This window comes from Amycolatopsis sp. NPDC033938, assembly GCF_055575975.1.
On sequence record NZ_JBVIRO010000004.1, the window covers coordinates 148,238 to 159,857 of the forward strand.

At 67.7% G+C, this 11,620-nt stretch carries 12 protein-coding genes; 4 read left to right on the forward strand and 8 right to left on the reverse strand.

Going from position 1 to position 11,620, the window contains the following annotated elements; all coding sequences use genetic code 11:
* Nucleotides 1–162: 162 nt before the first annotated feature.
* Nucleotides 163–1,350 carry a beta-1,3-glucanase family protein gene (locus tag ACZ5ZX_RS13505; protein ID WP_465502289.1) on the reverse strand — a complete coding sequence of 396 codons (1,188 nt, stop codon included), beginning with the start codon at nt 1,348–1,350 and terminating at the stop codon, nt 163–165.
* A gap of 302 nt (nt 1,351–1,652) precedes the next feature.
* Here ACZ5ZX_RS13505 and ACZ5ZX_RS13510 point away from each other — a divergent pair, with 302 nt between their 5' ends.
* Both ACZ5ZX_RS13510 and ACZ5ZX_RS13515 read left to right on the forward strand, forming a co-directional pair.
* Nucleotides 1,653–2,279: a sigma-70 family RNA polymerase sigma factor gene (locus ACZ5ZX_RS13510; protein WP_465502290.1), complete on the forward strand. Its 627-nt coding sequence runs from the start codon at nt 1,653–1,655 to the stop codon at nt 2,277–2,279.
* Between the two features lie 271 nt (nt 2,280–2,550).
* On the forward strand, nt 2,551–3,465 hold the full coding sequence (locus ACZ5ZX_RS13515; RefSeq protein ID WP_465502291.1) for a LysR family transcriptional regulator: 915 nt from the start codon (nt 2,551–2,553) through the stop codon (nt 3,463–3,465).
* Here the strand turns inward: ACZ5ZX_RS13515 and ACZ5ZX_RS13520 are convergent.
* Entirely contained in the window at nt 3,447–4,439 is a 993-nt protein-coding gene (locus tag ACZ5ZX_RS13520) for a small ribosomal subunit Rsm22 family protein (RefSeq protein WP_465502292.1), read from the reverse strand. The two genes, ACZ5ZX_RS13515 and ACZ5ZX_RS13520, sit on opposite strands and share 19 nt — an antisense overlap.
* A gap of 150 nt (nt 4,440–4,589) precedes the next feature.
* Here ACZ5ZX_RS13520 and ACZ5ZX_RS13525 point away from each other — a divergent pair, with 150 nt between their 5' ends.
* Together ACZ5ZX_RS13525 and ACZ5ZX_RS13530 are read left to right on the forward strand one after the other, a co-directional pair.
* Entirely contained in the window at nt 4,590–5,003 is a 414-nt protein-coding gene (locus ACZ5ZX_RS13525; protein WP_465502293.1) for a YciI family protein, read from the forward strand.
* A gap of 30 nt (nt 5,004–5,033) precedes the next feature.
* Nucleotides 5,034–6,317 (forward strand): RNA polymerase sigma factor, encoded by a 1,284-nt coding sequence (locus tag ACZ5ZX_RS13530; RefSeq protein WP_465502294.1) that lies wholly within the window; start codon nt 5,034–5,036, stop codon nt 6,315–6,317.
* On the opposite strand, the gene ACZ5ZX_RS13535 is transcribed toward ACZ5ZX_RS13530, so the two are convergent.
* The 6 genes from ACZ5ZX_RS13535 to ACZ5ZX_RS13560 all read right to left on the reverse strand — a co-directional run bounded on the left by ACZ5ZX_RS13535 (nt 6,314) and on the right by ACZ5ZX_RS13560 (nt 11,577).
* Nucleotides 6,314–6,709 (reverse strand): sigma factor-like helix-turn-helix DNA-binding protein, encoded by a 396-nt coding sequence (locus ACZ5ZX_RS13535; protein WP_465502295.1) that lies wholly within the window; start codon nt 6,707–6,709, stop codon nt 6,314–6,316. The genes ACZ5ZX_RS13530 and ACZ5ZX_RS13535 overlap by 4 nt on opposite strands.
* A gap of 133 nt (nt 6,710–6,842) precedes the next feature.
* Nucleotides 6,843–7,715 carry a thermonuclease family protein gene (locus tag ACZ5ZX_RS13540; RefSeq protein WP_465502296.1) on the reverse strand — a complete coding sequence of 291 codons (873 nt, stop codon included), beginning with the start codon at nt 7,713–7,715 and terminating at the stop codon, nt 6,843–6,845.
* Between the two features lie 94 nt (nt 7,716–7,809).
* On the reverse strand, nt 7,810–9,498 hold the full coding sequence (locus tag ACZ5ZX_RS13545; protein WP_465502297.1) for an L-lactate permease: 1,689 nt from the start codon (nt 9,496–9,498) through the stop codon (nt 7,810–7,812).
* A 1-nt stretch (nt 9,499) separates the two neighbouring features.
* The gene (locus ACZ5ZX_RS13550) at nt 9,500–10,282 is read right to left on the reverse strand and encodes an IclR family transcriptional regulator (RefSeq protein WP_465502298.1); all 783 of its coding nucleotides are present in this window, start codon (nt 10,280–10,282) and stop codon (nt 9,500–9,502) included.
* A 280-nt stretch (nt 10,283–10,562) separates the two neighbouring features.
* Complete coding sequence (locus ACZ5ZX_RS13555) at nt 10,563–10,970, reverse strand: CoA-binding protein (protein ID WP_465502299.1); 408 nt, start codon at nt 10,968–10,970, stop codon at nt 10,563–10,565.
* A gap of 34 nt (nt 10,971–11,004) precedes the next feature.
* A complete protein-coding gene (locus ACZ5ZX_RS13560; RefSeq protein WP_465502300.1) occupies nt 11,005–11,577 on the reverse strand; it encodes a hypothetical protein in 573 nt (190 codons plus the stop codon).
* Nucleotides 11,578–11,620 lie beyond the last annotated feature (43 nt).

An 11,620-nucleotide genomic window follows, 5' to 3' on the forward strand; every position in this document is an offset into this window, starting at 1 on the left:
GACTCCTGGGGTTATGGTGCGGCGCCCGGGGTTCGCATGGGTAATGTGGGGTCTTGTGTCGCTAGGGGGTTTAAAACCATAAGCCCCACTCACGACCACCTGTACCGACCCCCTAGACAGCGGTCAGACCACCCGCTCTAGACAGCGGTCAGACCACCCGCTCTAGAAAGCGGTCAGGACGATCCGCGCCGAACGCGGGTCACCGTCGTGCACCAGCGACTCGAAGTGCCCGACGTCGTCGAAGGCGAACCCGTACGCCTTACCGTCGACCATCTGCTCGTGCACGATCCGCGAGTAGTGGTCGCTCACGGACTGCTTGTAGAACTGGCCCGCGTCGTAGGTCGGCTGCGTGTGCAGGAAACCCAGGGTCGACCGGTGCAGCGCCGCGCACAACGTCCGCGCGATCGGCCCGACGACCTGGTCGTTCGGCGCCTGCAGCCGCCCGTCGCAGTTGAAGACGTCGCGGGTGCTCGGCTTGCTGAACGACGCCACCGTCGCCCCCGAGGTGTCCGTGAACCGCATGACGTCGTCCCCGCCGGTCCGGCCGGTGAACTTCTTGCCGGGCTCGGCCTCGAACGGGACCACGGTCAGCGGCGTCGACTTGTAGGTGTTCCAGGCGTTCGTGACGTAGCCGTCGAGGTAGTTCCCGCTGAACTTGCCGGAGTCGAGGCCCTTGCCCGGCGCGAGTACCCGCAGCCGGTTGTAGGCCAGGTTCGAGAAACCCGACTGCGCTTGGACGGCGTTGAAGATGTTCTCACGGCCGTTCGCCTTGAGACGACCGGCTTCCTTGTTCGCGCCGGCGCCGTTGGTCAGCCCGACCGCGTGCGGGACGCTGAACATGTCGACCTGCGAGCTGTTGATGAACAGGCCCGCGTTGTCGTAGGTGAATTCGCTCCAGTCGAACAGGATGTCGCGGTTCGGATCGCCGTCCGCCCACGGCGCCGGCTGCACCAGTCCGTCCGGGGTCAGGAAGAACTTGATCTTCTGCCCGAACGACATGTAGACGCGGCCCGAGAGCATCCGCGGGATCCGCAGCGTGGTCGAGCCGCCGTTGCCGGGGCCGGCGATCGCGACGTCCGGCGCCGGGCTCGGCGGGTTCGCGCCCGGCGGCCACGGGGTGAAGGTGCCGCCCGCGTTGACGTAGCCGAGCCTGCCGGTGTTGAGGTTCGTGCCGAGCACGTAGAGGTGGACCGCGTCGGAGCGGTTCGAATTGTTGGTGACGGTCAGCGGCAGCGGATCGGGACCGGCGGCGACCGCGGCGGGTGCCGAAAGCGCCGAAACCCCGGTGACCAGTGGGAGAACGACCGCCAACGCGGTCAAGACGCGCCGGATCTTCTGACGGATGCGCACAGTTCACTCCTCGGCTGAATCCCGCCGCGGAGCGCGAACACGCCACGGCGGTGCTTGCGGATGTCGGCAGGGGGCGCGTTCCCGGCCTGGCCGAGACCTTGGCGAGGGGTCTCAGCACGGAAAGTTACGTCCCGGGTACTAACTTGTCTAGACCAACAGTGGGGATCTGTCCGGTTTGGCGCCGAGGCGGACAATTTGTCTCGGACTTTCGTCGATTGAGGTGGGCGGAGCACTCGACTACCGTTGTCCGCGTTCCGTCCTGGACCCCGGCGGCCGGTTTTCTCATCCGTGGGGAGCGGGACATGGGCGACGGCGACGATTTTCCGGTGCGAAGAACCGGCGAGGGCGAGACCTGGATCTCCCCGGCCGATTGGGACGACCTGGCCAAGGCCGCGGCGGACGGCGAGCCGCACGGCATGGACGATCTCATGGCCGCCCTCTCGCCGTGGGCCCGGCAGTACGCCGAAACCCGGCTCGGCGGTCGCGACCTGACCTATCTCGAACCGGCCGACATCGCGCAGGAGATCTGCCTCGCCGTCCTGGTCGCCGTTCCCGGTTACGGTCTCCGCGGTGGTTCTTTCCTGTTCCTCCTGCGCGCCATCGCGGCGAACAAGGTCGCCGACGTCTTCCGGAAGGCGGCGCGGAGCAAACAGGTCCTGACCGGTGAACTCCCGGAGTATCCGGCCGTCGCCGCGGACGAGCCGGAGCAACGCGCTCTGCGGACCGACCTCGGTGTGCGGCTCGGCAGGCTGATGCGGATGCTGCCGGTCTCCCATCGCGAGGTGCTGGGAATGCGGGTGATCGGCCAGTTGACGTCGAACGAGACCGCGGCGGCGCTCGGCACGACGTCGTCACGCGTGCGGGTGACCAAACACCGGGCGATCAGCAGGCTGCGCGCCTGCGCTCAGCGCCAGGACGCCTTGAGCTGAATGCGGACCAGCAGCCGGAGAAAGAGATTCTCCCGCTTGGCCCGGGTTTCGAGAATGCGAACGCACATGGCCCCTCCAGAGCTCGCCGTCGGCGCCGTCGCCGAGGGCCGGAGCCACGGACGCCGATGCCAAGCCTAGGTGCGGATGGGCAGGCCGAAACCGGCTGAACGGACGATTGGCGTCCACCTGTTCGGGTCCGGTGGGGGAATACCGACCGGAACAATACCGATTCAGCGCTTGTTCGACCTCGATTGATACCTAGACTGAATAGGTGTTCTCCCTGGAGCAGCTGGTGAGTTTCGTCGCGGTGGCCGAGGAACTGCACTACGGCCGCGCGGCGGAACGGCTTTCGATGACCCAGCCGCCGTTGAGCAGGCGGATCCAGCTGCTGGAGCGCGAACTGGGGGTCGAGCTTTTCGACCGTACGCACCGCGCCGTCCGGCTGACACCCGCCGGACGGGTCTTTCTCGCTGAGGCAAGGAAAATACTGCGTTCGTCGCAAGAGGCGACGCTGTATGTCCGCCGGGCGAAGAAAGGTGAGGTCGGCGTCGTCACGCTCGGGTTCACCGCCACCGCCGCGTATTCGTACCTCGAACGCGTGCTCGCCGCGGCGAACGCCGAAGTGCCGGGCGTCGATCTGGTGCTCCGGGAAATGGTGACGTCGGCGCAGGTGGCGGAACTGCTGGCGGGTGGGATCGACCTCGGCATGATCCGGCCGCCGGTCACCGGCGCCGACATCGTGACCCTGCCGCTGTGGCGTGAGCCGCTGCTGGCGGCGTTGCCGTCGGCGCATCCTTTGGCGCGGCGCAAGAAGAATCCCGGCATCCGCGACTTCGACGGCGAGCCGTTCATCATGTATTCGCCGTCGGAGGGCCGGTATTTCCACGACCTGCTCGTGGCGGTGTTCCGCGCGGCGCGGATGCTGCCGGAATACCGGCAGTACCCCAGTCAGGTGCATACGGTGCTCGCGCTGGTCAAAGCGGGTCTCGGGGTCGCGCTGGTGCCCGCGGCGGCCGCCGCGCTGCGATTCGAGGGCGTCGTGCTCCGTCCGGTGGACGGTATCGAGGGCCGTCCGGTGGAACTCGAACTGATGTGGCGGCGCGGCAACGACAATCCGGCGCTCGGCGCGCTGCTCACCGTCATCGGCGGCCTGGCCCGGCGCGGTCATCAGTCCACTGTGGACTGAGCGGGCGGCCAGGCGTCGCCCCATTCCGCGTCACGGGCCACGCGGTAGGCCGCGCCGTGCCGTTTGGTGACGATCGTTTCGGTGAGTCCCTCTTCGGCGCACAGGGAAAGGCTGACCATGCCCTTGCGTTTGACCGGATGCCGCAGGATCCGGCCCGCGGCCCGCTCCGGCGCCGTCCGGGAGGCGACGACGTAGGAGAACTTCTCGTCCTCGAACCCGAGCGTTCCCGATTTCAGCTGGCGATGCAGGCCGGTGCGCGGGAGGCGGGCGGAGAAATGGCACCAGTCCTTGCCGCGCGGGATCGGGCAGGCTCCTTCGTGCGGGCAGGGCGCGACCAGGGAGAGACCGAGTTCGACGAGCCTGTCCCGTGCCTCGACGATCCGCTCGTAGCCAGCCGGGGTGCCGGGTTCGATCAGCACCAGCATCCCGGCCTTGGCCGCCAGCCAACCGACGACGTCGGCCCGGCGGGTCTCTGGCAGTTCACCGAGGACATAGGAGAGGGTCACCAGATCGGCGTCCGGCGCGGGCGCGTCCGGGTCGATCAGGCCGCGCTGCCAGGTCGAGCCGCGAACCGCCTGGCCACCGGCGTTCCCCGCGAGCCGCCGCCCCAACGCGATCGCGCCGGGAACCTGCTCGACGACCGTGCTGTCCTCCAGCGACGGCCACACGTCCGCGGCGGCCCAGATCGCGGCACCGGTGCCGCCACCGACGTCGATCTGCGTCCGCGGAGCGAACCCAGGAGCGCGAAGGGCGGCTTCGGCGAGAACAGCGTGGATGGCCGCGTAGGTGGCTGGCATCCGGTAGCCCGCGTACGCCGCGATGTCGACGTCGGAGGACAGGATCGGAGCCGTCGCCGGGTTGTTCTCGCGGTAGCGCGAGCTGAGCCGCTCGACGGACTGCGTCAGCCTGTTCGGCGGGTACTTGCCCAGCTCTTCGTCGAGGGCTGAGCGGAGATCTGGGGGGAGAGCGGCCACGGCCGAATTCTGGCATGGGCGGTTGACCTGGGATTTCCCGGCTGCTCGAATACTCGCGGAAAAAAGTTCGAGGACCGTGTCGAAACCCGGGATGCCCGATCGACGCGTAGATGTGGCAGGGACGAGCCCCGCCGGGAACGGAGACGCGAGATGCGGTTCATGGTGATCGTCAAGAGCAACGACGAGGTCGAGGCCGGTGCGCAGCCGAGCGCCGAGGACCTGCAGGAGATGGGGAAGTTCAACGAGGAGCTGGTCAAGGCCGGCGTCATGCTCGCGGGTGAAGGCCTGGTCAACAGCACGGACGGGGCCCGCATCCAGTACAACGGCACCGGCGAGGCCAGGGTCATCGACGGCCCCTTCGCCGAGACCAAGGAACTCGTCGCGGGCTTCTGGATCCTCCAGGCGAAGGACAAGGCCGAGGTCGTCGAATGGATGAAGCGCGCGCCGTTCCGCGAGGGCGAGATCGAGATCCGCCGTGTCGCCGAAATGGACGACTTCGACCACGCCACCCCCGAGATCGTCGAGCACGAGCAGAACCTCCGGAAGCAGGCGGAGAAGAACTAGTGGTTGCGGTCGTCGCGCCGACGATGTTGATTGGTCGGCGTGACGGCAACAGCAGACCCTCGTTCGGCGATCGACGCGGTGTGGCGGATCGAATCGGCCCGCCTCATCGCCGGCCTCGCGCGGATGACGCGCGACGTCGGCCTCGCGGAGGAACTGGCGCAGGACGCCCTGGTCGCCGCACTCGAACAGTGGCCTGAGTCGGGTGTCCCGAGGAATCCGGGCGCCTGGCTCATGACCACGGCCAAACGCCGCGCCGTCGACACCTTCCGCCGCAACGAGCGGTACGAGCGGAAACTCGGCGAGATCGGCCGCGAGCAGGAATTCGAGGAGGAGCCCGACTTCACCGCGGGTCTCGACGACCATATCGAGGACGATCTGCTGCGGCTGGTGTTCACCGCCTGCCACCCGGTGCTCTCGACCGAGGCGAGGGTGGCGCTCACGCTGAAGATGATCGGCGGGCTGCAGACGCACGAGATCGCGCGGGCGTTCTTGGCCAAGGAAACCGCCATCGCGCAACGGATCGTCCGGGCGAAGAAGACACTCGGCGACGCCAAGGTGCCGTTCGAGGTGCCGGAGGGCACCGACCGGGTCGCGCGCCTGGAGTCGGTGCTCGAAGTGATCTACCTGATCTTCAACGAGGGGTATTCGGCGACGGCCGGCGAGGATTGGATGCGGCCGGGGCTGTGCGAGGAGGCACTGCGGCTCGGCCGGATCCTGGCCGGTCTCATGCCGAAGGAACCCGAGGTGCACGGGCTCGTCGCGCTGATGGAGATCCAGGCTTCGCGGTCCGCCGCGCGCGTCGGGCCGAACGGTGAACCCGTGCTGCTCATGGACCAGGACCGCGCCAAATGGGACAGGCTCCTGATCGGCCGCGGCCTCGCCGCGCTGGAACTCGCCGAATCGCTGACGGACGGCGCTTTCGGTGTCTACGCGGCGCAGGCCGCCATCGCCGCCTGTCACGCACGGGCGCGCACGGGCGAGGAGACCGACTGGGGACGCATCGCCGTCCTGTACGAAGGGCTCGGGAAGCTGAACCCGTCACCGGTGATCGAACTGAACCGCGCGGTGGCGCTGTCGATGGCCTTCGGGCCGGAAGCCGGGCTCGTGGTCGTCGACAAGCTGACGTCGGAGCCCGCGCTGAAGTCGTATCACCTGCTGCCGAGTGTGCGCGGTGATTTCCTGGCGAAACTCGGCCGTCTCGACGAGGCCCGCGTCGAGTTCGAGCGGGCGGCGGAGATGACCGGGAACGACCGGGAACGCACCCTGCTGCTCAACCGGGCCGCCGAGTGCGCCGACGGCACCGACCGCGGTTAGGCCGGGGTGGGGCGCAGGGTGGTCAGGGCGCGGTGCTGGCCCAGCCGGACGGCCTGGACGGAGCAGCCGAGCGCCAGCGCGGTGTCGTCGGCGGAAAGCCCCACGAGTGACCGCAGCACCATGATCTCGCGCTGCTGCCCCGGCAGTATCGAAAGCGGGTTCGGCAGTTCGGCGGCCGTCCGGTGGAAGTCGTCGACCAGGCCGCGCGTGACGTTGTAGGCGAACGTGAGCAGCGTGGTCGCTTCGGCCGCACCGGCGAGGATCTCGCGGCAGCTGTTCGTCGCGACGGTGTCCGCGGTCTCGTAGCTACCCGCCCGCCGTCCGATCCGCGCCCGGCAGTAGCGCACGACAAGGACGCGGACCGCGTCGATGAGTTTCGAGGCTGTCTCCATCCGCCCGCCGGCCTCCTCCAAGCGCCGCGAACCGTGTACTCGCATCGGCTCCCTCTCCCACCTTTCAGATGAGCACGCCGGAGGGGGAGGGAGGTACGGTCTTTTTGCCCACACCGAGGTGTCGGGCGGCGGTTCAGGCCTCGATGAAGACGATTCGCTCCGGCTCGACCGTCAGGTTCACCGTCTGTCGCTTCACGCTCACCAGGGTCTCGAATTCCGTGGCGTGCCCGTCCGGCACGGTGAACAGCCGGTCGTCGCGGGAATCGAGGAAGTCGGAGAACCCGGTCAGCGAGACCCCGCCGCTCTCGTCGAGCGCGAGGTAGTCGACGAGCCTGCGGAACAGTTTCGGCAGGATCACCAGTTCGTCGGAGAGTTGCCGCCGGGAGGAGAGTTTGAACCCGGAATTCGTGACGTCCCGCGGCCACAGCCCGCGCCCGTCTTGGCGCGCCTTGCCCGCGGCTTCGGCCAAGGCGTCACGGAGATCGGGGTAGAGCAGTGAATAGAACGTCGGGTAGGCGAGGCCGTCCACGATCTGCCGGTAGTTGGCGGAGTTCTTCAGCGTTTTGACGTCGAGATGGACGCGGGAAAGGTCCGCCGACCTGCCCGGTCGTTGTCCGGGAAAGGCGAACGCCACCGCTCGTCCGTATTTGTCCGCGAATCGCGTCAGTATGTGGCCGGGTACCTTGGCCGGGGCCGACGAAGTGACCCTGCCCCGTTCATCGCGTTCGACCGTTTTGAACCCGAGCGCCTTCACCAGGTTCGCCGAGGCGGCGTCGGCGAATTCGGCGGGCTGATGCCACATCCCACCGGTTCCCCTGGCCTGGTAATGCGTTTCGAGCGCGTCGATCGCGTCGAGCCGCAACTGCATCCCGCCCCGCGAATTGAGCCGGACCTTGAGGCCCGCCTTCTTGGTCGCCTGGGGATCTTCGGGATAGAAGCGCACCGAATCGCCGTCCGGTGAGGCTCCGACAAGCTGGAACGTACCTTTGATCAGCGTCATGGGCATGGGACAACGGTAGTTCTCATTCCGGTGAACGGATGCGGTGTTCATCCATCCAGAGCAGTCACGGGTAAAGATCAGGTGACCATTGTGGACATACTCACGACGGGATCATGAATTCCAGCACGGTCGCCTGCAGCAAGGCGATGACCCCGACCACGAAGGTCAGCGCGACCGACCACAGGAACGTCTGCCGCAGCAGCGCCCCTTCCTTCCCGGACTGTCCGATCGCGGTGGCACCGATGGACAGATTCTGTGGCGAGATCATCTTGCCCATCACGCCGCCGGAGGTGTTCGTCGCGCCGGCGAGGATCGGGTCGACGTGCAACTGCTGCGCCGAAATCACCTGCATCGGCCCGAAGAGACTGTTCGTCGACGCGTCCGAGCCGGTGAGGAAGACCCCGAGCCAGCCGATGTAGGCGGAGAACAACGGGAACAGCACGCCGGTGGTCGCCAGCGCGAGGCCGAGTGTCTGTGTCGCGCCCGAGTAGTTCATGACGAACGCGATCGCGAGGATCATGAAGATCGTCGCCAAGGCCCACCGCATCTGATGCAGCGTCCGGCGGTAGGTGGCCAGCAGCAGTCGTGGTTTCGCGCCCATCGCGAAACCTGCCGCGATTGCCGCGATCAAGGCCACCGTTCCCGGTGAGTAAAGGAAGTCGACGGTCAACGTCGCCGCGTACGGCGTGTCCTTCGGCGTGATCGGCGCGTGCTGGACGACCTCCTTGTGCAGTCCCGGCCACGCGAACATCCAGTCGGCCTTGTGCAGCAACGCGGTCAGGTCCAGCCAGCAGGGCAGGTTCTTGAAGATCGTGCCGACGCGGGAAAGGAAGATCGCCACGATCAGGACGATGTAGGGCGCCCACGCGTACAGCGCGCCGCGTCCGGCCTTCGCCGCGCCGAGACTCCTTCCCGCCGCGACCGGTTCTTCGCCGTCGAAACGCCAAACCGTCGACGGCTGCCAGAAGCGGGTCAGTGTCCACAGCGAGGCCATCGCGGCGAGCGCGGCGACGACGTCGACGAGGCTCGGGCTGATGAAGTTCGAGGTGACGAACTGCATGACGGCGAACGCCAGACCCGCCGTCAGCACCGCGGGCCAAACCTCGACCATCCGCTTCCAGCCCGCGAGGACCACGATCAGGAAACCGGGGATGATCAAGGCCAGCAAGGGAAGCTGACGTCCGACCATCGACGAGAACAGCTCCGTCGCCTGTTCTTGTTTCATGCCGAGGATCGGTGCCGTCAGCCTCCCCAGCACGATGAGCGGATTGCCGAGGCCGCCGAACGCGACCGGAGCGGTGTTCGCCAGCAGCGCGAGCACGACCGCTTTGACCGGCGGGAAACCGAGCGCCGCCATCATCGCCGCGGTGATCGCGATCGGCGAGCCGCCACCCGCGATCCCCTCCAGCAGCGCGCCGAAGCCGAACGCGATCAGCAACGCCTGCAGGCGGCGGTCCTCGCTGAATCCGGCGAGGACGGCCTTGATGTCGTCGAACCGTCCGGTCGCCACGGTGACGTTGTGGAAGTACACGGCGTGGAACGCGATCCAGGCCACCGACCACACGCCGAAAACCAGGCCCATGGCCGCCGCGTCGAAGGCGAGCCCGGCGGGCATCCGGTACAGCAGTGTCGCCACCAGCAGCGCGGTGATCAGCGCCAACGCCGCCGAAAGGTGCGCGGACCGGCGCAGGACGCCCAGCGTCACCAGCAGCACGATGATCGGCAACGCCGCCAGCGCCGCGGACAGCCAGAGCCCGCCGGCGGGCTGGTAGTCCTGGAGCCAGCCCACGTCAGCCCCTTTGCGCCCGCACGTAACCGAGGCGAAGGGAAAGCGCGGCGGCCGTTCCCGCCACGGTCGCGCCGAGTTCGTCGGTCCGGCGGAGCACGCGGCCCGCCGGGCCCGCGATGCTGATCGCCGCGATCGGCCGTCCGGTGTGGTCGCGGACGGCGGCGGCCACACAGCCGACGTCGGGTTCGTTCTCGACCTCGTCGACGGCCCAGCCGCGACGGCTCGTCCTGGCGAGGTCGTCGAGCAGCCTGGCCGGATCGATGATCGTCTTGAGGGTGAGACTGTCGAGTTTCATCCGGCGGATGCGTTCGAGCCGGTCCTGTTCGGGCAGTGCCGCCAGCCAAGCCTTGCCCAGCGACGTGGCGTGCTGCGGACGGCGGGTGCCGAGACGGCAGGCCAGCGTGACGGCGTTGGCGCTGCGTTCGGTGGCGACGTAGACCATGGTGTCGTTGTCCGGGACGGCGAGGTAGGTCGTCTCCCCGCTCCGTTCGGCGAGCGACGCGAGATAACGCGGGGCGCAGCGGTGGAGGTCGGTGGCCGCCATCGCGCGGGCGCCGAGTTCGACCAGCCGGGTACCGAGCCGTACGCGGCCGGTGGCGCGATCGGCTTCGAGGTATTCGAGGTTCTTGAGGGTGCCGACGATGCGGTAGGCGGCGCTCCGGGAGAGACCCAGTTGCCTGGCGATCGCGTTGGTGGAAATTTCCTGGTTCTTGCCGACGTGCTCGAGTACCGCGAGTCCGCGCTCGAGTGTGCCACTGGAATCCAGGCCGCGTGGTGTACCCACTTCGCCCTCCGTTGGACCGGGGTACCGATGGCCGGTACCTGTTTCCGCTAAGCGGATTCGGACGTTAACAGCTCGGTCCACCGTTGGGAAGGTTTCTTAACAAACTGGCTCGTGGACAAGTTTTCCCAGCTCGTGGCCTTCATGTCAAGATCACCGGATCGGCCCAATCCCTTCGGCGGTTCCGATTCGGCGTATGACTTCAGGGGCCATTTTTCTGTTCACGGATATGAAAGAACCCCCGCCGGGAAAACCCGGCGAGGGTTCGGTCAGCGGTTCGTTTCTAACGTGCGGACAGGTTCGCGACCGCGCGGACGACCGCCGTGCAGCGATCTTCGACGTAGGCCAAGCCGCCTTCTTCGGCGATCCGGCGCGACTCGGCGGAGACGATGCCCTGCTGCAGCCAAAGTGCTTTCGCGCCGATCGCGACGGCCTGTTCGGCGATCGGCGGGGTGTCCGCCGACGGGCGGAAGACGTCGACGAGGTCGACCGGCTCCGGGATGTCGGTGAGCGAGCGGTAGACCTTCTCGCCCAGTAATTCCCCGGCCGACGGATGGACGGGGATGATCCGGAACCCGTGTGCCTGCAAAACGGCGGCGACTCCGTGCGAGGCCTTGGCCGGATCACGGCTCAGCCCCACGACGGCGATCGTCTTCGATCCGGCGAGGATCTCGGTGGCGCGATCGGTCATACCGGGTTCAACCATCGCGCCCGCGCGGGAATTCCTAGAGTTTCCACAGCCGCAGGCCGCGCACCCGGTACACCGGCCAGACGACGTGCCAGACCCGTCGCCGCAGGAAGACCGCGGAACAGGTCAGGACGTTGCGCGCGGACGTCGTCGCGACGTCGTGGCGGTCCGGCCAGGTCTCACCGTGCCGTCCGGCGGCGATCCGGAAGACGTTGACCAGTCCCCGGCCCTGCAGGTCGTACTTCGCGCCGGTGTCGCCGGAATCCGGGGTGAGGGAAGCGATCTCCGGGCCGAACGCGGCCGAGGGCGCCGGTCCGGCGTCGGCGGGCAGGTCACCGACCGTCGCCGAGATCGCCTTGCCGTAGAGACGGCGGGTGTACCGCGTGAGCAGCGACCGTTCCCACAGTGGCAGCACACGGCGGTGCTTGAGCAGTGCCGAACACTCCGCGTGCCCGATGGCGAAGATGTCGGCCAGCTCGTCGTAGGCGTTGTGCGCCGTGGGCCCGTTGAGGTGCACGCGCACCTCGTACCGGATGCGCGCGGTCAGCTCGTCGAGCTCCTCGCGGCGGTCGATCCTGGTCTTCGCCCGTGAGAGCGACCAATCGGACATGGGTGCAGGCTAGGTGAAGATCGCGGTCGCACAAGACACTTTC

Excerpts from the sequence above, each read along its gene's own strand:
- ACZ5ZX_RS13510 (WP_465502290.1), top strand. The coding sequence starts at position 1,653 with ATGGGCGACGGCGACGATTTTCCGGTGCGAAGAACCGGCGAGGGCGAG.
- ACZ5ZX_RS13525 (WP_465502293.1), top strand. The coding sequence starts at position 4,590 with ATGCGGTTCATGGTGATCGTCAAGAGCAACGACGAGGTCGAGGCCGGT.
- ACZ5ZX_RS13535 (WP_465502295.1), bottom strand. The coding sequence starts at position 6,709 with ATGGAGACAGCCTCGAAACTCATCGACGCGGTCCGCGTCCTTGTCGTG.
- ACZ5ZX_RS13540 (WP_465502296.1), bottom strand. The coding sequence starts at position 7,715 with ATGCCCATGACGCTGATCAAAGGTACGTTCCAGCTTGTCGGAGCCTCA.
- ACZ5ZX_RS13555 (WP_465502299.1), bottom strand. The coding sequence starts at position 10,970 with ATGACCGATCGCGCCACCGAGATCCTCGCCGGATCGAAGACGATCGCC.
- ACZ5ZX_RS13560 (WP_465502300.1), bottom strand. The coding sequence starts at position 11,577 with ATGTCCGATTGGTCGCTCTCACGGGCGAAGACCAGGATCGACCGCCGC.